Source organism: Streptomyces sp. NPDC047017, from assembly GCF_040644175.1.
Taxonomy (GTDB): Bacteria; Actinomycetota; Actinomycetes; order Streptomycetales; family Streptomycetaceae; genus Streptomyces.
Genome location: NZ_JBEYVW010000001.1, coordinates 534,659 through 556,666, shown reverse-complemented (window position 1 = coordinate 556,666; position 22,008 = coordinate 534,659). Strand labels below are relative to the sequence as shown.

At 73.9% G+C, this 22,008-nt stretch carries 19 protein-coding genes and 1 pseudogene; 8 read left to right on the top strand and 12 right to left on the bottom strand.

Annotated elements, in window-relative coordinates; all coding sequences use genetic code 11:
* Nucleotides 1-14 precede the first annotated feature (14 nt).
* Both ABZ858_RS02645 and ABZ858_RS02640 read left to right on the top strand, forming a co-directional pair.
* Nucleotides 15-866, top strand: a complete 852-nt coding sequence (locus ABZ858_RS02645) for an ATP-binding protein (protein WP_361371514.1) — start codon at nt 15-17, stop codon at nt 864-866.
* Nucleotides 857-1,333: a hypothetical protein gene (locus ABZ858_RS02640; RefSeq protein ID WP_361371511.1), complete on the top strand. Its 477-nt coding sequence runs from the start codon at nt 857-859 to the stop codon at nt 1,331-1,333. Before ABZ858_RS02645 ends, ABZ858_RS02640 begins: the two co-directional genes overlap by 10 nt.
* Nucleotides 1,334-1,493: 160 nt before the next feature.
* Here the strand turns inward: ABZ858_RS02640 and ABZ858_RS02635 are convergent, their stop codons facing one another.
* Nucleotides 1,494-1,679, bottom strand: a complete 186-nt coding sequence (locus tag ABZ858_RS02635; protein WP_361371509.1) for a hypothetical protein — start codon at nt 1,677-1,679, stop codon at nt 1,494-1,496.
* 189 nt (nt 1,680-1,868) lie between these two features.
* The gene (locus ABZ858_RS02630; protein ID WP_361371506.1) at nt 1,869-2,402 is read right to left on the bottom strand and encodes a hypothetical protein; all 534 of its coding nucleotides are present in this window, start codon (nt 2,400-2,402) and stop codon (nt 1,869-1,871) included.
* A 111-nt stretch (nt 2,403-2,513) separates the two neighbouring features.
* On the opposite strand from ABZ858_RS02630, the pseudogene ABZ858_RS02625 reads away from it, so the two are divergent.
* Nucleotides 2,514-2,978, top strand: a pseudogene (locus tag ABZ858_RS02625) (Rid family hydrolase); the annotation flags it as partial.
* A gap of 189 nt (nt 2,979-3,167) precedes the next feature.
* The gene (locus tag ABZ858_RS02620; RefSeq protein WP_361371960.1) at nt 3,168-3,614 is read left to right on the top strand and encodes a GNAT family N-acetyltransferase; all 447 of its coding nucleotides are present in this window, start codon (nt 3,168-3,170) and stop codon (nt 3,612-3,614) included.
* A 34-nt stretch (nt 3,615-3,648) separates the two neighbouring features.
* On the opposite strand, the gene pip is transcribed toward ABZ858_RS02620, so the two are convergent.
* Together pip and ABZ858_RS02610 are read right to left on the bottom strand one after the other, a co-directional pair.
* A complete protein-coding gene (gene pip / locus ABZ858_RS02615) occupies nt 3,649-4,617 on the bottom strand; it encodes a prolyl aminopeptidase (protein WP_361371503.1) in 969 nt (322 codons plus the stop codon).
* Nucleotides 4,618-4,654: 37 nt separating this feature from the next.
* Nucleotides 4,655-5,389, bottom strand: coding sequence for a uracil-DNA glycosylase (locus tag ABZ858_RS02610; protein ID WP_361371500.1), 735 nt, complete (start codon nt 5,387-5,389; stop codon nt 4,655-4,657).
* Between the two features lie 55 nt (nt 5,390-5,444).
* Here ABZ858_RS02610 and ABZ858_RS02605 point away from each other — a divergent pair, with 55 nt between their 5' ends.
* Complete coding sequence (locus ABZ858_RS02605; RefSeq protein ID WP_361371497.1) at nt 5,445-5,990, top strand: RNA-binding S4 domain-containing protein; 546 nt, start codon at nt 5,445-5,447, stop codon at nt 5,988-5,990.
* A gap of 159 nt (nt 5,991-6,149) precedes the next feature.
* Here ABZ858_RS02605 and ABZ858_RS02600 read toward each other — a convergent pair whose 3' ends face one another.
* Nucleotides 6,150-6,845: a class I SAM-dependent methyltransferase gene (locus ABZ858_RS02600; RefSeq protein WP_361371494.1), complete on the bottom strand. Its 696-nt coding sequence runs from the start codon at nt 6,843-6,845 to the stop codon at nt 6,150-6,152.
* A gap of 196 nt (nt 6,846-7,041) precedes the next feature.
* Between ABZ858_RS02600 and ABZ858_RS02595 the strand changes: the two genes are divergently transcribed.
* Nucleotides 7,042-7,383 carry a DUF6343 family protein gene (locus ABZ858_RS02595; protein WP_361371491.1) on the top strand — a complete coding sequence of 114 codons (342 nt, stop codon included), beginning with the start codon at nt 7,042-7,044 and terminating at the stop codon, nt 7,381-7,383.
* 117 nt (nt 7,384-7,500) lie between these two features.
* On the opposite strand, the gene ABZ858_RS02590 is transcribed toward ABZ858_RS02595, so the two are convergent.
* The 4 genes from ABZ858_RS02590 to rpsA all read right to left on the bottom strand — a co-directional run bounded on the left by ABZ858_RS02590 (nt 7,501) and on the right by rpsA (nt 11,353).
* Nucleotides 7,501-7,881, bottom strand: a complete 381-nt coding sequence (locus tag ABZ858_RS02590; RefSeq protein ID WP_361371488.1) for a tetratricopeptide repeat protein — start codon at nt 7,879-7,881, stop codon at nt 7,501-7,503.
* Between the two features lie 170 nt (nt 7,882-8,051).
* A complete protein-coding gene (coaE, locus tag ABZ858_RS02585) occupies nt 8,052-8,672 on the bottom strand; it encodes a dephospho-CoA kinase (RefSeq protein ID WP_361371485.1) in 621 nt (206 codons plus the stop codon).
* Between the two features lie 45 nt (nt 8,673-8,717).
* Entirely contained in the window at nt 8,718-9,656 is a 939-nt protein-coding gene (locus ABZ858_RS02580) for a PAC2 family protein (RefSeq protein ID WP_361371482.1), read from the bottom strand.
* A 197-nt stretch (nt 9,657-9,853) separates the two neighbouring features.
* Complete coding sequence (gene rpsA / locus ABZ858_RS02575) at nt 9,854-11,353, bottom strand: 30S ribosomal protein S1 (RefSeq protein WP_361371479.1); 1,500 nt, start codon at nt 11,351-11,353, stop codon at nt 9,854-9,856.
* A 224-nt stretch (nt 11,354-11,577) separates the two neighbouring features.
* Between rpsA and ABZ858_RS02570 the strand changes: the two genes are divergently transcribed.
* Together ABZ858_RS02570 and ABZ858_RS02565 are read left to right on the top strand one after the other, a co-directional pair.
* A complete protein-coding gene (locus tag ABZ858_RS02570) occupies nt 11,578-12,555 on the top strand; it encodes a class I SAM-dependent methyltransferase (RefSeq protein WP_361371477.1) in 978 nt (325 codons plus the stop codon).
* Between the two features lie 178 nt (nt 12,556-12,733).
* Complete coding sequence (locus ABZ858_RS02565; RefSeq protein ID WP_361371470.1) at nt 12,734-15,994, top strand: ATP-dependent helicase C-terminal domain-containing protein; 3,261 nt, start codon at nt 12,734-12,736, stop codon at nt 15,992-15,994.
* Between the two features lie 71 nt (nt 15,995-16,065).
* Here ABZ858_RS02565 and ABZ858_RS02560 read toward each other — a convergent pair whose 3' ends face one another.
* From ABZ858_RS02560 to polA, 3 genes are all read right to left on the bottom strand, one after another.
* Nucleotides 16,066-17,814 carry a lytic transglycosylase domain-containing protein gene (locus ABZ858_RS02560; protein WP_361371467.1) on the bottom strand — a complete coding sequence of 583 codons (1,749 nt, stop codon included), beginning with the start codon at nt 17,812-17,814 and terminating at the stop codon, nt 16,066-16,068.
* Nucleotides 17,815-18,186: 372 nt separating this feature from the next.
* Nucleotides 18,187-18,762 carry a hypothetical protein gene (locus ABZ858_RS02555; RefSeq protein ID WP_361371464.1) on the bottom strand — a complete coding sequence of 192 codons (576 nt, stop codon included), beginning with the start codon at nt 18,760-18,762 and terminating at the stop codon, nt 18,187-18,189.
* Nucleotides 18,763-19,128: 366 nt separating this feature from the next.
* Entirely contained in the window at nt 19,129-21,855 is a 2,727-nt protein-coding gene (gene polA / locus ABZ858_RS02550) for a DNA polymerase I (RefSeq protein WP_361371461.1), read from the bottom strand.
* Nucleotides 21,856-22,008: the final 153 nt, after the last annotated feature.

Here is a 22,008-nt window from a genome sequence, read left to right as displayed (position 1 = left end):
TTTCAGAGTGGCACTTGCCAAGTGTTCACGTCGAAGAGATAGTGGCAAGCGTGACTCCGTCCCCGTCCTTAGGAACAGACGCCGCCGCGGGCCCCCTCGCCCCCGGCGCCACCACGGGAGCGGGCCCTGCCGGGGCCGTTGCCGAGCGCCGGTTCCGGTTCGAACTGGCCGCGCATCCGGGTTCTCCCGCACGGGCCAGACAGCTGACCAGAGCCCGGCTCACCGGCTGGTCGGTGTGCGAGGACACGTGCGACACCGCGGCTCTGGTCGTCTCCGAGCTGGTCACCAACGCCATCGTGCACACCGCGAGCACGCAGGTCGTCTGCGAACTGCACGACGGCGACGATCTGGTGCGCATATCCGTGCACGACGAGGGCTGCGCGCCGGGTGAGCCGCGTCCCTCGCCGCAGCGGCCCGAGGAGGAGCACGGCCGTGGGCTGCTGCTCGTCGAGGCGCTGTGCCACGCCTGGGGCGCGCAGGAGCAGGGCACGGGACTGGTGGTGTGGGCGGACCTCCCGCGCACGACCGGCGCGGAGCAGGGCGCGCTCGGGGCGCTTGGCGCCCAGGAGGACTCGGAGACATACGGAACGCCGAGCGTCCAGGAAGTCTCGCAGACGTGCGGAACGCCGGGCGTCCAGGAAGCCACACAGACGTGCGGAACGCCGGGCGTCCAGGAGGTCCCGGAGACGTACGGAGTGCCGGCTGCCCGTGAGGTGCGGGGTGATCTCGGCTGGGGTGCGCGTCCGAAGCCGGGGCCGGCCCGCCGTCCGGGCCATGAGGACGAACCGCAGGCGGAGCAGGACGCGCACGGACGACAGCACGCACGACAGCACGAACCGCAGGGATCGGGGGCCGTATGGCTGTGAGCGGTGCCTCTGGCTCCGGTCAGATGATCTGCCTGGACACACTTGTGCGCCTGGGGCGCGCGGCGCACACGCCCGGCGCGTCCGGTCGGCCGGGCGGCTCCGGGCCGCCTCGTCGACTGTCCCTTCCCGACGGCATGACGGTCCCGCTGGGCTGCGACGCCGTGGCGGTGCCCGCCCGTTTCGGCTCCGAGCTGATGCCCCGGCTGCCCCGGGTCGGCTGCGTCTACGCCGACGAGACGCACTGGTGGTGGATCGTCCCGTCCGACTCGGACTACGCCCTGCGGTGGCCCGCCCCGGCGCACTACGCGACCGGCGCGATCCTGCCCGACACCGTGCGGGGCCGACTGCCCGTGCTCATCCATCAGCCCGACGGCACGGTCCCCTACACCCCGCCGATCCCGCTGTACCTGGCGCTGTGCCGGGTGACGGGCACGGCACCGGCCTGGTCCCGCCCGGTCAGCGCCTGACCTGAGCGCGGGGGGCTCCGGAGGGCGGCTGCGCGGGACCGCTGACGCAGGCCACCGGAGCGGCCCGGAGACCCCACGCGCCGGCCGATCGCGGCCGGGCGTCGTGCTCACGTCATCCAGAGAGCCCCGGGGAGCCGACGTCACTGTCGGCGCGTACCGTTCAGACGGTCACGGCGGCGGCGCTCTCGCCGCCTCGGACGATCACCAGGAACGTGTCCGTCGCGAGGTCCATCACGACCTCGGCGGGCAGGCCCTCCAGACGCCGCGCCTGTGCGAACTCCTCCGCCGGCCACGAGCCGCGTGGCCCGCCGGCCGGGAAGCGTTCGAGCACTGTTCGCCCGTTCACCCTGGCACCTCCATGTCGTGCTGTACTACTAGAGTTAAACGCCAAGCATGGGGCGTACGTCTCGCCCGGTGACTGTACTGAGACGCAGTTGACACGAGATCACTGCCTGAAGTGCGTCTCACCTCACACTTTCGGCGGATTCGATCGCCGTACGCGTCAACTCACGTACCTACGGTGAACCCCTGCGGGTCAGTGCGAGGAGTCCTTCCAGGCGCTCTCCATGGCCCGGGCGGGAATTTCGCCGGTCCGGGTGACCGCGTCGGCCAGGGTCGCCGGGGAGGTCGTGAGACCGGTCAGGACGTCGTCGATCTCCAGGAGGCCCGCGCGGGTGAGGAGTCCCTTGTCGTTGGTGGTCCACTCCCCTCGTGCGGCCAGGACCGCGTGAGCCGTCTGGGTCGCGGCGAGCGCGATGGCGCCGGCGACCTGTGTGAGGGACCCCTTGGGGGCGTGCCCGGCCCGCGCGTAGGCGAGGGTCGCCGTGGCCCTGCCGTACCAGTGTCCGGGCGCGGTGCGGCGCAGGGCGGGCGGGTAGGCGGCGGGGCGGGGCAGCTCGCCGCGCAGCACCCGGTTGATCGCGAGTTCCGCCACGACCAGATAGCTGGAGATCCCGGCGAGGTGGAAGAGCAGCGGCTCGACCCGGAACCGTCCCTGCTCGGCCTCGGCCGTCTCGTGCTCGCTGTCGGGGGTGTGCGTGCCCTGGGCGCGGGAGCCGCCGAGGGTCACGGCGCGGACTCCGGGGAGGGCGGCGAGGCGGTCGGCGGTGGCGTCGAGGAAGGACCGCTCCGGCTGCTCTGCCGCCTCCGGCCGGTCCGACCCGTCCCCGCTGTGCCGTCAATGCCTCCCCCGGCCCGTGGAGCGGTCGGCTCAACCGGCCGCGAAATCCGGATGCGTCCATGGCTCGGGGGCGCGCATCATCGGCGGGGCGCCGGCGTACGCCGCCGTGACCCGACCGTCTCAGGAGCCCTGTTGATCCAGCGCGTCACAGCCCCCGGTCTCTGCACACCGCCCGTGTACTCCCATGCCTGCGTCGTCGAGGCGGGCACGAAGCTGGCGTTCCTCGCCGGGTCCGTGCCGCTGGACGCCGAGGGGGAGCTGGTCGGGGCGGGGGACGCGGTCCGTCAGGCGGCACAGGGCATAGCCCATCTGACGGAGCAACTGCGGGCGGTCGGCAGCGATCTGACGCAGGTGGTCAGGACCGACGTGTACGTCGTCAGCAGCGAGTCCGCCGTGCTGGCGGACGTGTGGGACGTCGTCAAGGCGTCCGGGCTCGGTACGGGGCCGCACGCGTCGACGCTGATCGGCGTGGCCTGCCTCGGGTACCCCGGCCAGCTGGTGGAGATCACGGCGACGGCCGTCGTCGCGGTGCGGGACGGACGGCAGCAGGACGAACGGGAAGACAAGGAAGGCAAGGAAGGCAAGGAAGGCAAGGAAGATAAGGAAGGCAAAGAAGTCAAGAAGGGCAAGAAGAAGGAAGAGGCGGCGGGCGAGGTGGTTCTGCGGCGGGCGCACGGCTCCGACGCCCTGGCCGCCGCCGATGTCTGGCTGCGGTCCTTCGCCGCCGCGCTGCCCACCGTCGTCCGGCCGCACTCCGACGACGCGGTGCGCGCCTACTTCCGGGACGTGGTGGTGCCCTCGCACGAGACCTGGGTGGCCGAGGAGCCCGATGGGGCCGGGATCGTGGGCGTCATGGTGCTCGCCGACGACACGCTGTCCCAGCTCTACCTCGACCCGCGATGGCGGGGCCGGGGGCTGGGCGACCGGTTCGTCGCCCTGGCCAAGGAGCGCGGCCCGCGGGGGCTGGACCTGTGGACGTTCCAGGTCAACAAGCCCGCCCACCGGTTCTACGAGCGGCACGGTTTCGTCGCCGTCGAGCACACCGACGGCAGCGGGAACGAGGAACGGGAGCCGGACGTGCGGTACGTGTGGCGGCCGTGAGGCCGGTGCGCCCGCCCCGACCGTGAGGCCTGCCTCAGCGGCGGGCGCGGGCGTACGCGTCCGTCGCCGCCACCAGGGCGTCCGCCACGCCCGGGTGGCCCGCGCCGTGCCCGGCCTGGTCCACGACGACCAGTTCGCTGCCCGGCCACGCGTGGTGCAGGCGCCAGACGGTGCCGAGGAGGTTGCCGAGGTCCAGGCTGCCCTGCACGAGCGTGCCCGGGATGCCCGCCAGCAGGTGCGCGTCGCGCAGCACCACGCCCTCGTCGTTGCCCGCGCCGAGGAAGTGGTCGTTGCCGAAGTAGTGGGTGACGGTGCGGGCGAAGCCCATGCGGAACGCCGGGTCCTCGTAGCGTCCGACCGAGCGCGGCGGTGCGGGGATGATCGCGGTCTCCCAGTCGGTCCAGGCGCGGGCCGCCCGCGTTCGCACGGCCGGGTCGGGGGACTCGATGAGCCGGTTGCAGGCGGCCGCCAGGTTTCCGGCGCGTTCGTCCTCGGGGAGTTCGGCGAGGAACCGTTCGAACGCCTCGGGGAAGATCTTGCCCAGGCCGTGGGTGAGGAGGGCCACCTCGGGGTCGGAGCCGGTGGCGACTGCGGCGAGGACGAGTTCGGAGACGACCCCGGGGTGGGTCTGCGCGTACCGCAGGGCCAGCGCCGATCCCCAGGAGAGGCCCCAGACCAGCCACCGTTCGATGCCCAGGTGGTGGCGGAGCAGTTCCAGGTCGGCCATGACGCGCTGGGTCGTGTTGACGCTCATGTCGGTGTCGTACGCGCTCGCGTGCGGGGTGGAACGGCCGCAGCCGCGCTGGTCGAGCACCACGATCCGGTAGCGGGCGGGGTCGCAGTAGCGGCGGTGGTGGGGGGTGCAGCCGGAGCCGGGGCCGCCGTGCAGCATCAGGGCCGGCTTGCCGTCCGGGTTGCCGCAGGTCTCCCAGTACACGTGGTTGCCGTCACCGACGTCGAGCATGCCGTGGTCGTACGGTTCGGTCTCCGGATACACGCCCATGGGGGCACCGTAGTCGCGGCGGTAGGGCCGTGTCGTGTCATTTCGCGCGGTGCTCGTCCTGCGGGCGGGCCGGTGGCCGGGTCGGCAGTCCCGCCGCGTCCGCCGCGGTGCGCAGGACGTCGCGGAGCATGTCCGGGGTGAGCCGGCCGGTGAAGGTGTTGCGCTGGCTGACGTGGTAGCAGCCGAAGACGTCGAGGCCGTCGAGCGGCACCCGGGTGCCGTGGGCGAACGCGGGGCGGGGCCGGGGAACGGTCCATCCGGCGTCGGTGAACGCCGGCAGCGCGGCCTGCCAGCCGAACGCCCCGAGGACGATCACCGCGCGCAGGGTGGGCCGCAGCAGCCTCAGCTCCTGGACCAGCCAGGGCCGGCAGGTGTCGCGCTCGCCGGGCGTCGGCTTGTTGGCGGGCGGGGCGCAGTGCACGGGCGAGGTGACCCGCACCCCGTACAGTTCCAGGCCGTCGTCGGCGGTGACGGCGGTGGGGCGGCTGGCGAGGCCCACCTCGTAGAGCGCCTGGTAGAGCACGTCCCCGGAGCGGTCGCCGGTGAACATGCGGCCGGTGCGGTTGGCGCCGTGCGCGGCGGGGGCGAGGCCGACGATGAGCACACCGGCGTCGGACGGCCCGAAGCCCGGTACGGGCCGGCCCCAGTACGTCCAGTCGGCGAACGCGGCCCGTTTGGTGCGGGCCACCTCCTCGCGCCAGTCCACCAGGCGCGGACAGGCCCGGCATTCGGTGATCCGTCGGTCGAGCGCGGCGAGACTGCTGGTGTCCATGGCTCCACCGTAAATTCCCCCGATGTACGAGGACGAAGAGACTAGGGTCGAAGCCATGGCTTCCGGAGACGACATGGACCGCGACCAGGACAGGAGCGGAGGGGACGCGGAGGTGCCGCAGACATCCGCCGCCGTGGACCCCAAGATCGCCGCGGCTGTCGCCGCCGCTGAGGCGGCCGGTCCCGGCCCGGGTGAGACTGTGCGGATCGACAGCTGGATCTGGGCCGTCCGCCTGGTCAAGACCCGTTCCGTGGGCGCCACCGCCTGCCGGGGCGGGCATGTCCGGGTGAACGGCGAGCGGGTCAAGCCCGCCCATGCCGTGCGCGTCGGTGACGAGGTGCGGCTGCGGGGTGAGGGCCGGGAGCGGATCGTCGTGGTCACCCGGCTGATCCGCAAGCGGGTCGGCGCGCCCGTCGCCGCGCAGTGCTACATCGACAACTCGCCGCCTCCCCCGCCCCGCGAGGCCGTGGCCCCGATCGGGGTCCGCGACCGGGGTGCCGGCCGCCCGACCAAGCGGGACCGCCGCGAGCTGGAGCGGCTGCGGGACCTGGGCGGCCTGGACGGTCCGAGCGGCCCCGCCGGCCGGCCCCGGGACGACTGACGGGCCGTCCGGTCGGGTTCCCTCTGACCGCGCACTCCTTTCTGACCACGCACCCTTCTGACCGCCCCTCCCCTCTGGTCCGACCGCCCCCTCTCCCCTGGCGGTTCCGACCGGTCCGGTTCCGCCGGTCCTCGAACGCGGCGTCCGGTGGTCCGTGGCTCAGGCGTCCTCGCGCACCGCCCGTACCCAGATCCCGTCCTGCGTCAGATACCGGTCGACCCGCAGCCCCTCCTCCTTCAACGCCTCCTCGAACTGCTCTGTGCTCAGCGGGCGGGACAGGAACGTCTGCGTCCATGTGGCGTCCGAGAACTCGTACTCCGCGTGCACCGAGTTGGCGCCGTCCCCGACCGGCTCGGCGGACACGATCCGCACCGTGAAACCGGACGGGTCCACTCGCTCGCGCGGCAGATCGCTGTGGTAGTCCGCGCCCTCCCGCTGGATGAGCACGCAGCCGCCGGCCGCGACATGCCGGGCGCAGGTGCGCAGCAGTGCGCGCCGTGTCTCCGGGTCACCCGCGTGGACCAGGAACGAGGCGAGCATGACCACATCGAAGGTCTCCCCCAGGTCCAGGTCCTCGATGGGGCTGCGTATGGTCCGCGCGCCGCGCACCCGCTCCAGCATCTGCGGGGACTCGTCCACCGCCGTGACGGTGAAGCCGCGCTCCAGCAGCGGGTGGGTGACGCGGCCCACGCCGCAGCCGAGTTCCAGGATGTGCGCACCCGCGGGCACGGCCGCCGCGATGACGTCCGGCTCGGTCCCTACGGGCAGCCGTGTGTACAGCTCGACGGCGCAGCCGTCCGGGGTGATCGCGCCCGGTCCTGTTCCTTGATAGCCCTCACGCATGTTCAGTTCCATGACCCGACAACGCCCCGCGTCCGCACGCCCGTTCCCGCCCCGAACAGGTTCACCCGTCCGAGTGAGGCACGGCGGTCGAGGTGGTCCACAGCGGCGACTTCGTCCCTGTACGGCCGTGGCACCGGCGGTGCGAGTGAGCGCCTGTGGAGAACGTGCTCGCCGAAGAGTACGTTGAGAGAAGGAGTGGTGACCGGCGATGCGTACGGGTAGTGAGCCGACGACCGCGCGCAGTGCTCTGCGGGCGCGGTTCTGGCTGTGCCTGTGGGGGCTGGTCTGGGCGCTGTTCGGCACGGCGGTGTTCGCGCTGGTCGGGCGGACCGGCTGGGCGGTGGCCTGCGGGGTGCTGTGGCTGGTGATCGCCGTCGACTTCACGTTCGTCGTCCGGCACCTGCGCCAGGGCCCGCACTACCAGCCGGGGCCGGATGTCCCGCCGTACCGGCCGGCGGACGTCCCTCCGTACCGACAATCGGACGGCCCTCCGCACCAGCCGCCCGAGGAACACCGGGGCCGACGACCGCCCGACGGCCGAAACCGATAGCCGCCCCCGGCCCCTCGTCCCCCGCCGCCCCGGTCGCGCGCCGGAGCGTGCGCGCAGGAACACGCGCCGCGTGGAGCGCGGTGGCGGGTGACGGATGCGGACGGAGAAGGGCGCGCCTCAGCTGTCGAATCTGGCCCGCTGGAGGTACTCCGGGTTCGGGTCGAGCGCCGCCGCCAGCCGGAAGTGACGTCTGGCCTGGTCGGGGCGGCCCTGCCGCTCGTAGGTGCGGGCGAGCGCGAAGTGCGCGTACGCGTTGTCCGGTTCGCGCTCCAGGACGATGGTGAACTCCAGCTCGGCCGGTCTCAGTTGCGCGGCCGCGAAGAAGGCACGCGCGCGCAGCAGCCGGGCGGCCGTGTTCTCTGGGTGCCCGGCGATGACTGTGTCGAGCAGCTTCACCGCGCCCCGCGGGTCCCGCGCGGCGAGCAGCTGCTCGGCGGCGCGGAAGTCGATGACATGCGTCTCCGGAGTGCGTCCGGTGGAACCGCTGGTGTCGGGCACGGCAGAGTCCTTCCCTTGCTGGGAGGGTTCAACGCCCCGGCCGGGCAGCCGTATTCCTGCCCGCGCCCTTCCTGTCCGCACCACCTGCGCGCCGCCTCCGCACCGCCTGTGCCCTGTCTCCGCACCGCCTCGGCCCTGCCTCCGCACCGCCTGCGCGGCGGCGCGCGCGGCTATCCGCGGGCGCCGGTGCGCGGCGCGTGCGCCCTGCGCACGAGGTCGTCCCAGACCTCCCGCACCCGCCGGCCGAGCCGGTCCAGCGGTACGTCGTTGTCGATGACGATGTCGGCGATCTCCAGCCGCTGCTCGCGCGTGGCCTGGGCGGCCATGCGCGCGCGGGCGTCTTCCTCGGTCATGCCGCGCAGCCGTACGAGCCGGTCGAGCTGGGTGCCGGGGCTCGCGTCCACGACGATCACGAGGTCGTAGAGCGGGGCCAGGCCGTTCTCCGTGAGGAGCGGGACGTCGTGGACGACGACGGCGTCCTCGGCGGCGGCCTCCTCCAGTGCGCGGGAGCGGGCGCCCACCAGGGGGTGCACGATCGCGTTCAGGACGGCGAGCCGGTCCGGGTCGGCGAAGACGATCGAGCCCAGCCGGGGACGGTCCAGGCCGCCGTCCTCGGTGAGGATCTCCTGCCCGAACGCGTCGACGACAGCGGCGAGGCCGGGCGTGCCCGGCGCGACGACCTCGCGTGCGATGCGGTCGGCGTCGATCAGCACGGCCCCGCACGCGACGAGCAGCCGCGACACCTCGCTCTTACCGGCTCCGATGCCCCCGGTCAGGCCCACCTTCAGCATGAGCGGCAGCTTAGGGCCTGGCGGTGGCGGCGCGGACGGCGGGCGTCAGTTGTCGCCCTCCCGTTCGGCGAGGAACTTCTCGAACTCGCGGCCGATCTCGTCCGCGGAGGGGATCTCGACGGGTTCGGCGAGCATGTTGCCCCGGGTCTCCGCGCCCGCGGCGGCGTCGTACTGGTGCTCCAGGCCCTGGACGAGGGCGGTGAGTTCCTCGTCGCCCTCCCGGATCTGCCGGTCGATCTCCGTCTGGGTGCGGTGCGCCTCGGTGCGCAGGGCGTGGGCGACGCCGGGCAGCACCAGGCCGGTGGCGGCCGTGATGGCCTCCAGGGCGGTCAGGGCGGCGTCCGGGTAGGCGGAGCGGGCGATGTAGTGCGGTACGTGCGCGGCGACGCCGAGGACGTCGTGCCCGGCCTCCATCAGGCGGTACTCCACCAGGGCCTCGGCGCTGCCGGGCACCTGCGCCTCCTCGAAGGGGCTGCGGTGGCCCGGGACGAGGTCGCTGCGGTTGCCGTGCGGGGTCAGGCCGACCGGGCGGGTGTGCGGGACGCCCATGGGGATGCCGTGGAAGTTCACCGCGAGGCGGACGCCGAGGCGCTCCACGATCTGCTGGACCGCCGCCGCGAAACGCTCCCACTCCACGTCCGGTTCGGGGCCGGACAGCAGCAGGAAGGGCGCGCCCGTGGTGTCCTGGACGAGGCGGACCTCCAGGGTGGGCTCCTCGTAGGCGGTCCAGCGGTCGCGCTGGAAGGTGAGCAGCGGGCGGCGGGCGCGGTAGTCCACCAGCCGGTCGTGGTCGAAGCGCGCCACGACCTGGTGGGGCAGCGAGTCCAGCAGGCGCTCGACGATCTGGTCGCCGGCTTCCCCCGCGTCGATGTATCCGTCGAAGTGGTAGAGCATGACGAGTCCGGCCGACTCCTGGGCGAGCGCCATGTCGACGACCGCCAGCCCCTTCGGCTCCCATGCGTACAAACCCTGCGGATCAAGCACTGTGACCGCCCCTCCTCGTGTTCGTACGTTCACAACCAGGCGCGGGACGTGGGCATTCCCCCCGGACGGTGGAAGCGGTGAAGTCATCCTGCCGGGTGACGGCGGGCATGCCCGAGGGCCCGTACCTCGGAAGGTACGGGCCCTCGGGGACCATCGGCTCGGCTCAGCGGCCGGCCGTCACGCGGTCAGCTGAGCGGTCAGCTCTGGCCGCCGGCCAGCTTCTCGCGCAGCGCGGCCAGCGCCTCGTCCGACGCCAGGGCGCCGGAGGTGTCGCCACCCTCGGAGGAGTACGAACCGCCACCGGACGCGGCCGGAGCCGCACCCGCGGTGTCGCCACCCTCGGCAGCGGCCTTCTCGTCCGCCTCGCGGGACTTGATGACCTGCGCCTGGTGCTGCTCGAAGCGGGACTGCGCCTCGGCGTACTGGTGCTCCCACGCCTCCCGCTGGGTCTCGTAGCCCTCGAGCCAGTCGTTGGTCTCGGGGTCGAAGCCCTCGGGGTAGATGTAGTTGCCCTGGTCGTCGTAGGACGCGGCCATGCCGTACAGGGTCGGGTCGAACTCGACCGCCGACGGGTCGGCACCGAAGGACTCGTTGGCCTGCTTCAGCGAGAGGCTGATGCGGCGGCGCTCAAGGTCGATGTCGATGACCTTGACGAAGATCTCGTCGTTGACCTGGACGACCTGCTCCGGGATCTCCACGTGGCGCTCGGCCAGCTCGGAGATGTGGACCAGACCCTCGATGCCCTCGTCCACGCGGACGAACGCACCGAACGGCACCAGCTTCGTGACCTTGCCGGGCACGACCTGGCCGATCTGGTGGGTGCGGGCGAACTGCTGCCACGGGTCTTCCTGGGTCGCCTTCAGCGACAGGGAGACACGCTCGCGGTCCATGTCCACGTCGAGGACCTCGACGGTGACTTCCTGGCCGACCTCGACAACCTCGGACGGGTGGTCGATGTGCTTCCAGGACAGCTCGGAGACGTGGACCAGACCGTCGACGCCACCCAGGTCCACGAAGGCACCGAAGTTGACGATCGAGGAGACGACGCCGGAGCGGACCTGACCCTTCTGGAGGGTGGTGAGGAACGTCTGGCGCACCTCGGACTGGGTCTGCTCCAGCCAGGCACGGCGGGACAGGACCACGTTGTTGCGGTTCTTGTCCAGCTCGATGATCTTGGCCTCGAGCTCCTTGCCCACGTAGGGCTGGAGGTCGCGGACGCGGCGCATCTCGACCAGGGAGGCCGGGAGGAAGCCGCGGAGGCCGATGTCGAGGATGAGACCACCCTTGACGACCTCGATGACGGTACCGGTGACGATGCCGTCCTCTTCCTTGATCTTCTCGATGGTGCCCCAGGCACGCTCGTACTGGGCGCGCTTCTTCGAGAGGATCAGGCGGCCTTCCTTGTCCTCCTTCTGGAGGACCAGGGCCTCGATCTCGTCACCGACGGCGACGACCTCGTTCGGGTCGACGTCGTGCTTGATCGAGAGCTCGCGGCTCGGGATGACACCTTCGGTCTTGTAACCGATGTCGAGCAGGACCTCGTCCCGGTCGACCTTCACGATGACGCCGTCGACGATGTCGCCGTCGTTGAAGTACTTGATCGTCTCGTCGATCGCGGCGAGGAAAGCTTCCTCGTTACCGATGTCGTTGACCGCAACCTGCGGGGTGGTGGCGGTGGTCTCGGTGCTGCTCGTCATGTGGGAAAGGGCTCCGGTACGGACATTGAGTCGTAGGTACTGCTTACGCCGGGAGCCCGTTTCGCTCTGCAGAAGCCGGACAGCCAAGGAAGCGCCACCCAGAAACACTGTGGCGCCTCGACAACCGAGGGGACATACAACAGATGCGAGCGCAGCCTGCTACGTCTGAGGTGCGCAGGCCCGCAGCGCAACTTGTAGCATACGGGGGCAGCCGGGCAGGGTCAATGCGCGAAGCCGCACACCCGGGGCGGATCACCGCATACCCGGCACAGAACGTGTCTCCCGAGGCCATGCCGGCACCAGGACGCCCCTTTCGTACGGCGGCGCACCACCGAGGCGGGCCGTATGGAGCCGTACGGAAGAGCCCGCAGACTAGTACGAGGGAGCCGATCATCCAAGAGCCCGAACTGTCCGAACCGGAGGCCACCCGCCGCGCGGCCGGTGTCGCGGAGAGCGCCCGGGCCAACCGGGGCTGGTGGGACCGGAACGCGGACGAGTACCAGACCGAGCACGGCACGTTCCTCGGTGACGACCGCTTCGTGTGGTGCCCCGAGGGCCTGGACGAGGTGGAGGCGGAGCTGCTCGGCCCGCCGGAGGAGCTGAAGGACAGGGACGTCCTGGAGATCGGCGCCGGCGCGGCCCAGTGCGCGCGCTGGCTGGCCGCGCAGGGCGCCCGGCCGGTGGCCCTGGACCTGTCCCACCGCCAGCTGCAGCACGCGCTGCGCATCGGCGGGCCCTTCCCCCTGGTGTGCGCGGACGCGGCGGCGCTGCCCTTCGCGGACGGCTCCTTCGACCTGGCCTGCTCGGCGTACGGGGCGCTGCCCTTCGTCGCGGACCCGCGGCTGGTGCTGCGGGAGGTGCGGCGGGTGCTGCGGCCGGGCGGGCGGTTCGTCTTCTCGGTGACGCATCCCCTCCGGTGGTCCTTCCCGGACGAGCCCGGCCCGCAGGGGCTGTCGGTGTCCGCGTCCTACTTCGACCGCACGCCGTACGTGGAGCAGGACGACGACGGCGAGGCCGTCTACGTCGAGCACCACCGCACCCTCGGGGACCGGGTCCGCGACGTGGTGACCTCGGGTTTCCGCCTGGTGGACCTGGTCGAGCCGGAGTGGCCCGACTGGAACACCTCCGAGTGGGGCGGCTGGTCGCCGCTGCGCGGGCACCTGATCCCGGGGACGGCGATCTTCGTCTGCGAGCGGGACTGAAGCGGGACTGAGGGGGGCCGGACCGCCGGACCGGAGCAGAACTCAGCTGGGCCGGCCGGAGGGACGGTACGGACCGCGGCGGGTCGCGCCGACCCGCACCGGACCCGGTCATCGGATGCCGAAGCGCCCTCCACGCGCGCGTGGAGGGCGCTTCGGCATCCGTACGACACTGGAGGGCGTGATCCGTTACGACGCCCTGGACGCGCTGCCCGTGCGCGGTGCCCTGCCCGACCTGAACGCCGCCCTCGACGCGCACGGGACCGCCGTCCTGGTGGCGCCGCCCGGCACCGGCAAGACGACGCTGGTGCCGCTCGTCCTGGCCGGGCTGGCCGGCGAGGGGCCCGCCCGGCGGGTGGTGGTGGCCGAGCCGCGGCGGATCGCGGCGCGCGCGGCGGCCCGGCGGATGGCGTGGCTGCTGGGCGAGCGGCCCGGGCAGAGCGTCGGCCACACCGTCCGCGGGGAGCGGGTCGTCGGGCCGCACACGCGCGTGGAGGTCGTCACGACCGGTGTGCTGCTCCAGCGCCTCCAGCGCGACCCGGAGCTGTCCGGCGTCGACGTGGTGGTGCTCGACGAGTGCCACGAGCGGCATCTGGACGCGGACACGGCGGCCGCGTTCCTGTGGGACGTACGGGAGACGCTGCGGCCGGAGCTGCGGATCGTGGCCGCGTCGGCGACGACGGACGCGCGGGGCTGGGCGCGGCTGCTGGGCGGGGCGCCGGTGGTCGAGGCGGAGGGCGTCTCGTACCCGGTGGAGGTGGTGTGGGCGCCGCCCGCGCGCCCGGTGCGGCCGCCGCACGGCATGCGGGTCGATCCCGCGCTGCTCGCCCACGTGGGGTCGGTGGTGCGGCGGGCGCTCGCCGAGCGGGCGGGGGACGTGCTGTGCTTCCTGCCGGGCGTGGGCGAGATCGGGCGGGTCGCGGGCGGGCTCGGGGATCTCGGTGACGTGGAGGTGCTCCAGGTGCACGGGCGGGCTCCGGCGGCCGTGCAGGACGCGGTGCTGGCGCCGGGGCGGCGGCGCCGGGTGGTGCTGGCGACGTCGGTGGCCGAGTCGTCGCTGACGGTTCCCGGGGTCCGGGTGGTCGTCGACGCGGGGCTCGCGCGGGAGCCGCGCGTGGACCACGCGCGCGGGCTGAGCGCGCTGGCCACGGTCCGCGCCTCGCAGGCGGCCGGACGGCAGCGGGCGGGCCGCGCGGGGCGTGAGGGGCCGGGGGCGGTGTACCGGTGCTGGGCGGAGGCCGAGGACGGGCGGCTGCCGCGTTTCCCCGCGCCGGAGATCAAGGTGGCCGACCTGACGGCGTTCGCCCTCCAGGCGGCCTGCTGGGGCGATCCGGACGCCTCGGGCCTGGCGTTGCTCGACCCGCCGCCGGCCGGGGCCATGGCGGCGGCCCGGGCGGTCCTGACCGCCGTGGGAGCGGTGGACCGCGCCGGACGGGCCACGGAGCGCGGGCGGCGGCTGGCGCGACTGGGGGTGCATCCGCGGCTGGGACGGGCGCTGCTCGACGCGGACGGTGCGGACGGCAAGGGCGGCGGGGCCGGTGGGGACAGCGGGGCCGGTGGGGACGGCGCCGGTCGGGCAGGACGGGCGGGTGCGGCCGCGGAGGTGGTCGCGCTGCTCAGCGAGGAGGCGCCGCGGGAGTACGGCGACGATCTCGCCACCGCCGTACAAGGTGCGCGGCGCGGGGGTGACGCCTATGCCGGGCGGTGGCGCGCGGAGGTGCGGCGCCTGCGGGCCGCGGTGACGCAGGTGGCCCCCGCGGCCGCCGGGGACTTCGCCGCGCTGTCTGGCGCGGGGGCCGTGAGCGGGGCCGATGCCCGGTCCAGCGCGGGCGGCGGGCGCGGGTCCGGGGCTGGGGCTGGGGCTGGGGCTGGGGCCGAGACTTCTGGCGGACACGGGCCGGACGCGGTCACCGGAATGAGCCCTGGTGCCGGGCGCGAGCCCGGGGCCGGAGTGGGCCCGGGGGCCGAGTGCAGGGCTGGGGCGGAGCCTCCAGGCGGGCGCGGGGCCGACGCAGGCACCGGGGTGGACTTCCACGCCGGGGCGGGCTCGGGTGCCGGGCGCGGAGCCGGGGCAGGGTCTCCGGGCGGCCCCGGGGCCGACGCAGGTGCCGGGGCGGCGGCCTCTCGTGCCGGGCGCAGGCCCGGCGTGGGGGCGGGCTCGGGTGCCGGGCGCGGAGCAGGGACAGAGTCTCCGGGCGGCCCCGGGGCCGACGCAGGTGCCGGGGCGGCGGCCTCTCGTGCCGGGCGCAGGCCCGGCGTGGGAGCGGGCTCGGGTGCCGGGCGCGGAGCCGGGGTGGGGTCCCCAGGCGGGCGCGGAGCCGACGCAAGTGCCGGGGCGGCGGCCTCTCGTGCCGGGCGCAGGCCCGGCGTGGGAGCGGGCTCGGGTGCCGGGCGCGGGGCCGGGGTGGGGTCCCCAGGCGGGCTCGGAGCCGGGGCGGGCGCGGGGGCCGGTCGGGGGGCCGGGGGCGGGGACGGTGGTGTTGTCGGGGTGGTGGCCGCGTTGGCGTTTCCGGAGCGGGTTGCGCGGCTCGACGGTGGGTCGTATCTCATGGTGTCCGGTACGCGGGCCGAACTCGCCGAGGGGTCCGCGCTGCGCGGGGCGCCGTGGCTGGCCGTCGCGGTGGCCGACCGGCCGCTGGGCCGGGGGCACGCGCGCGTGCGGCTCGCCGCGGCGATCGACGAGGACGTCGCCCGGCGCGCGGCCGGTGCCCTGTACGAGGAGCGGGAGGAGGTCCGCTGGGCCGACGGGGACGTCGTCGCCCGGCGGGTCGAGCGGCTGGGCGCGGTGGAGCTGAAGGTACGTCCGCTCACCGGGCCCGATCCGTCGCTGGTCCGCGGGGCACTCCTGGAGGGGCTGCGGCAGGAGGGGTTCGGGCTGCTGCGGTGGTCGGCAGTGGCCAGTGTGCTGCGGCAGCGGCTCGCCTTCGTGCACCGGCGACTCGGGGAGCCCTGGCCCGACGTCTCCGACGACGCCCTGCACGCGCGCGTGGCGCAGTGGCTGGAGCCGGAGCTGGGCCGCGCCCGCAGACGCGCGGACCTGGCGCGGATCGACGCCGGGCAGGGGCTGTCCAGGCTGCTGCCGTGGGCCGGCGGCGAGGCCGCCCGGCTGGACGAGCTGGCCCCGGAGCGCATCACCGTGCCCAGCGGGTCCGCGGTCCGGGTCGACTACACGGACCCCGAGCGGCCCGTGCTGGCGGTGAAACTCCAGGAGATGTTCGGGCTGGACGCCTCGCCGGTGCTGGCCGGGGTGCCGGTCCTCGTGCACCTGCTCTCCCCCGCCGGGCGGCCGGTGGCGGTCACCGCCGACCTGGCGTCCTTCTGGCGCGACGGCTACACGGGCGTACGCGCGGAGCTGCGCGGCCGCTATCCCAAGCACCCGTGGCCGCAGGACCCGGCGACCGCGGAGCCGACCCGGCACACCAACGCCCGGCTCAGGCGCTGACCGGACCGCGGGTGCGCTGCGGCCGGCGCCCGGGCCGGGCGGTCGGGCGGGCCAGGGGCTGCGGCCAGGGGCTAGGAGGACGCGGAGGGGGTGGGCGAGGACGGCTCGGACGGGGCGCCGGTGGCCGCAGCGACCGTCAGCTCCACGGTCAGCGTCGCGCCGCCGGTGGTGGTGACGCGCAGCAGGAAGGTCCCGGTGGTGTCGTCCGCGTACAGCTTCGGCAGCACGAGCATGCCCTTGTCGTCGGTCCGCAGGTCCTTCAGGGTGCGTACGGGCTTGCCGTCGGCGTCCTTGAAGTAGGGGCCCTTGTCGTTCTCCGCCGGGTCGGTGGCGGACTTGACCAGGGTGGCGGTGGCGGCGACCTGGTCCGCGACGGCGCCCTTGTAGCTGGCCTTCACCTCGACCTGATCGGTGAACTCGCCGCCCGGGGTGCAGGTCAGCGGAGTGTCGCCGGTGCGGGTGAGGGTGTCGGCGGCGCGCGCGGTGACGGTGGCCGCGGAGTCGACACCGGCGACGGCACGGCCGACGACCACGGCCCGTACGGTGAAGTCGCCCGTCTTCTCGCCCGCCCGGAGCACCGGCGCGACGGCCGTGCCCGAGGCGTCGGTGACGAGGGTGGCGACCTTCTCGCCGCCGGTGAAGGTGGCGTCGGTGTCCCCGAGGATGGTGAACCGGACCCTGACCTTGGCGACCGCCTTGCCGGCCTTGGTCTCGGCACGGGCGCCGACCTTCTGCGTGAACGCCTTGCCGGCCATCGCGGTGAGCTTGTCCGCGCCCGCGGCCTTCAGGTGGTCCACGGTGTCGGTGGGCGTGGGAGGCGTGGTGGGCGGCGGGGTCGGCTTGGCCGGCGGCTTCGGCTTGGCGGGCGGCGTGGGCGACGGGCTGCCACCGGGCGTGCCCGGCGTGCCCGGCGTGGTGGGCTTGTGCGAGCCGCCGGGCGCGGGGACGGCCGGCGGCGTTGTCGTGGGCCCGGGGTACGTCCCGGCCGTGTCGTCGTTGCGGTGGGAGGGCAGCGTGCCGGCGCCGTCGGGGACCGAGTGGGTGCCCTTGCGGTAGTACTCCAGCCAGGACAGGACGGTGTTCAGGTAGTCCTGCGAGCGGTTGTAGCTGAGGATCGCGCTGCTGAGGTCGTCGTGGTCGGACAGGTTCCAGTTGTCGCGGCACAGGTAGTGGGCGGTGGCGAGGGCGGCGTCGTAGACGTTGTTGGGGTCGCTCCTGCCGTCGCCGTTGCCGTCCCGGCCCGCCCACTTCCAGGTGGAGGGGATGAACTGCATGGGGCCGACCGCGCGGTCGTGGGTGCTGTCGCCGTCGTAGAGGCCGTGGTCGGTGTCGGGGATGTTCGCGAAGCCGTTGCCGTCGAGGACCGGGCCGAGGATCGGTGTGAGCGTGGTGCCGTCGGCGCTCACCCGGCCGCCGTTCGCGTGGCCGGACTCGACCCTGCCGATGGCGGCGAGCAGCTGCCAGGGCAGGTTGCAGCCCGGCTTGGCGGTGCGCAGTTCCGCCTCCGCCTTCTTGTACGCGTCGAGCACGGTGGCCGGTATGCCCGCCTCGGACGGTGTGGTGGGCGCCGGGGCACCCGCCGTGGGCGACGGGTTGGGGCTGTTCAGCGGCGGGAGGTCCGTGAAGTAGTGCGTGTTGCCGGTCGCCGTGTCGTCGCCGGTGGTGACGGGGGCGGGCGCGGCGCCGGCGGCGGGCTGTCTCCCCTGGTCGCCCACGGCCGCCCCGGGACCCTCGGAAGCGGAGAGCGCCGCGACCGCCACCGCGGCCACGGCCGTGGTCGCCGCTCCCTTGTACAGCCTCCTGCCGAAATGCGCCGCCATGGAGTGACCCCCTCCCCGTGGACGCTCGCGCGCCCTTCTGTGCTTGCCCGTTCGCCCTGTTGTGACGGTTGACCCGCCGTACTGGTTGCCTTGGTGGAGCCATTCGGCTCTACGACCCAGGTGACCCTACGACAACTTCCTTTCCGCCGGGAGCGGTTCGTGTCCGGTTTTCACCGGTTGGCCATGTTCCGTTGCTCGGGCCGTCGACTTGGGGTGGCGAAGGGGGCACAGGGGGCGCCTGCGGGAGGGCAGGAGGGTGGGGCAGGAGAGGGGGCAGGAGAGGGGGGCTGGCGGGCCAGGGCGCGGTGATCGGGCGGCGGCGGACCAAGAGGGGGGTGGTTCTGGCCGCGTGGGCCGGGGTGCTGCCGGTGCCTAGCGGTCGCGGTGGCCCGGACGGTTCTGCCGGTCCCGGTCCCGGTTCCGGTCCCGGTGGGACCGCTGGTCGTGGCGGGTCCGCTCCGGGCGGGACTGCCGGCTGCGGCGGGACGTGGAATCCGGGCGGGAGTTCGCGTCGGGGCGGGGCTGTCCGTCGGGGCGGTGCTTCCGGTCCCGGCGGTCCCGCCGGTTGGGGCGGTCCGCGTGGTCCGCACGGCCTGGATGGGGCTCCCTCGGCGGTGGGCCGGCGGGGCGGTCCGGGGCGGGGGGCGGGGCCGCGACGAAGACGGTGACGGTACGGGCGCGGACCGGCCGCGGGATGCGGGCGGCGAGGAGCGCGGCGTAGCCACGGGTCAGGTCGGCCCACAGGCGCCAGGGCAGCGCGTCACCGGGGGTGACCCGGCGGCGGAGACCCGTCGCGGCATGCCGCAGGGTGGCCGCGAGGTCGGTGGGAATGCGGGCGGTGCTTGCGCCGGCCGCGAGGGCCGGGACCGGCGGGGGCGGCACGGCGGGGGCCGCGCCGACGGCTGTCTGGGATACCGCCGGCCGGTGGTTGAGCATGCGTATACCCATGCCCGCATCCTTGCTGGCCGGGAGGGCGAGTGCGTGTCGGCGGGGTCCACGTGAGTGACGGCCCGCACCGGCACCGGGCCGGGGCCCGCTCGCGGGCTCCTGGCCGGAGGGGGCCCGGGTCGCGGCCCGGACGCCTCGCCGTCCCGTTGCGAGACGCCTCGCCGTCCCGTTGCGATCGCTCGCACGGGGACCACGACGGTCGCCCGGCGTCCGGCGTCGGCCGCTCGGGGGTCCCTGGCCGGGCGGCGTCCGGGCCAGGGACCCGGACGCCTCGCCCTCCCCTCGCGGTCGCTCGCGAGGGGAGGGCAACGGTCGTCCGGCGTCCGGCGTTCCGGCGCGGCCCGGTGGTGGGTGCCGCGGGGCGTCTCAGTGGGCCGCCGACTCCCAGTCCCGGCCGACGCCCACCGAGACGTCCAGCGGGGCCCTGAGCCGCACCGCGCCGGACATCTCGCGGCGGACGATCTCCTCGGTCCGCTCGCGCTCGCCCGGGGCGATCTCCAGGACGATTTCGTCATGGACCTGGAGCAGCATCCGGGAGGTGAGGCCGGCCTCGCGCAGCGCCCGGTCCACGTTCAGCATGGCGATCTTGACGATGTCCGCGGCGGTGCCCTGGATCGGCGCGTTCAGGGCCATCCGCTCGGCCGCCTCGCGGCGCTGGCGGTTGTCGCTGTTGAGGTCGGGCAGGTAGCGGCGGCGGCCGAAGAGCGTCGCCGTGTAGCCGGTGGCGCGGGCCTCGTCGACCGCCCGGCGCAGATAGTCCCGTACGCCGCCGAACCGCTCGAAGTAGGCGTCCATCAGGGCGCGGGCCTCGGCGGCCTCGATGTTCAGCTGCTGGGAGAGGCCGAAGGCCGACAGTCCGTACGCCAGGCCGTACGACATGGCCTTGATCTTGCGGCGCATCTCCGCGTCGACGGCCGCGGGCGCGACGGCGAAGACCTGGGAGGCGGCCGTGGTGTGCAGGTCCTCGCCGGAGGTGAACGCCTCGATCAGGCCCGCGTCCTCGGACAGGTGGGCCATGACGCGCAGCTCGATCTGGCTGTAGTCGGCGGTCATCAGCGACTCGAAGCCCTCGCCGACCACGAAGCCGCGGCGGATGGCCCGGCCCTCGTCGGTGCGGACCGGGATGTTCTGCAGGTTCGGGTCGGTGGAGGACAGGCGGCCGGTCGCGGCGACCGTCTGGTTGAACGTGGTGTGGATGCGGCCGTCCGCCGCGATCGTCTTGATCAGGCCCTCGACGGTGACGCGGAGCTTGGCCTGCTCGCGGTGGCGGAGCATGATCACCGGCAGCTCGTTGTCGGTCTGGCCGGCCAGCCAGGCCAGGGCGTCGGCGTCCGTGGTGTAGCCGGTCTTCGTCTTCTTGGTCCTGGGCAGGGCCAGCTCGCCGAAGAGGACTTCCTGGAGCTGCTTGGGCGAGCCGAGGTTGAACTCGTGCCCGGCCGCCGCGTGCGCCTCCTTCACGGCCTGCTGCACCGCACCGGCGAACATCTGTTCCATGGCTTCGAGGTGGGGGCGGTCGGCGCCGATGCCGTGCCGCTCCATGCGGGCGAGCAGCGCGGAGGTGGGCAGCTCCATGTCGCGCAGCAGGTCCGCCGCGCCGACCTCCTGGAGGCGGCCCTCGAACGCCTCGCCGAGGTCGAGGACCGCGCGGGCCTGGATCATCAGCGCCTCGGCCTCGGCGGCCTCGTCGGCACCGAAGGCGAGCTGGCCGTCGGCCGCGGCGGCGGGCGCCAGCTCCCGGTGCAGGTACTCCAGGGACAGCGCGTCCAGGTCGAAGGAGCGGCGGCCCGGCTTGACCAGGTAGGCGGCGAGCGCGGTGTCCATGGTGACGCCCTCGACGGTCCAGCCGTGCTCCGCCATGACCCGCATGGCGCCCTTGGCGTTGTGGAACACCTTGGGCCGGGCGGCGTCGGCCAGCCAGGCCGCGAAGGCCCGCTCGTCGGCCTCGTCCAGCTGGGTGGGGTCGAACCAGGCGGCCGGGCCGCCGGGCGCGGCGAGCGCGACCTCGGCCACCGAGCCCGCGCCCAGCGCCCAGGCGTCGACGGTGGCGACGCCGAGGGTCCCCGTGCCGTGCTCGGTGAGCCAGCCGGCCAGCTCGCCGGCGCCGAGCACGGTGCCGTCCAGCTCGACGCCCTCCGTGGCGATCGGGGTGGTCTCGGCCTCCTCGGCGCCCGGGTCGACGGCGAAGAGCCGCTCGCGCAGCGACGGGTTGCGGATCTCCAGGGTGTCCAGGACGGTGGCGACGGCCTTGCGGTCGTACGCGGTGCGGGCGAGGTCGGTGACGGCCCTGGGCAGTTCGACGCCGCGCTCCAGCTCGGTGAGGCGGCGGTTGAGCTTGACGGACTCCAGGTGGTCGCGCAGGTTCTGCCCGGCCTTGCCCTTGACCTCCTCGGCGCGCTCGACGAGCTGGGCGAACGAGCCGAACTGGTTGATCCACTTCGCGGCCGTCTTCTCGCCGACGCCCGGGATGCCCGGCAGGTTGTCGGACGGGTCGCCGCGCAGCGCCGCGAAGTCGGGGTACTGGGCGGGCGTCAGCCCGTACTTCTCGACGACCTTCTCCGGGGTGAACCGGGTCAGCTCGGAGACGCCCTTGGTCGGGTACAGCACGGTGGTGTGCTCGGAGACCAGCTGGAAGGAGTCGCGGTCGCCGGTGACGATCAGCACCTCGAAGCCCTCGGCCTCGGCCTGGGTGGCGAGGGTGGCGATGATGTCGTCCGCCTCGAACCCCTCGACGGCGAAGCGGGAGGCGTGCATCGCGTCGAGCAGCTCGCAGATCAGCTGGACCTGCCCCTTGAACTCGTCCGGGGTCTTGGAGCGGTTCGCCTTGTACTCGGTGAACTCCTCCGAGCGCCAGGTCTTGCGGGAGACGTCGAAGGCCACCGCGAAGTGCGTGGGCTCCTCGTCACGCAGGGTGTTGGCCAGCATCGACGCGAAGCCGTAGATGGCGTTGGTCGGCTGGCCCGTCGCGGTGGTGAAGTTCTCCGCGGGCAGCGCGAAGAACGCGCGGTAGGCCAGCGAGTGCCCGTCCATGAGCATCAGCCGCGGACGGGTGCCGCCGGGGGAGGTCTCGGTCTTCTTCGATGCTGTCTCTGCCACGTCCCCGATCCTGCCACGTGCCACTGACAGTCGGCGGCGAGGCCGCGCACCGGCGGCCCGCGCCCCCGCCCCACGTCCTCACTCCGCCTCCTCGCGGTCACAGCCGGTCGCGCCCGGTCACACACCGTTCACCGGAGAATGCGCGCCACCCGG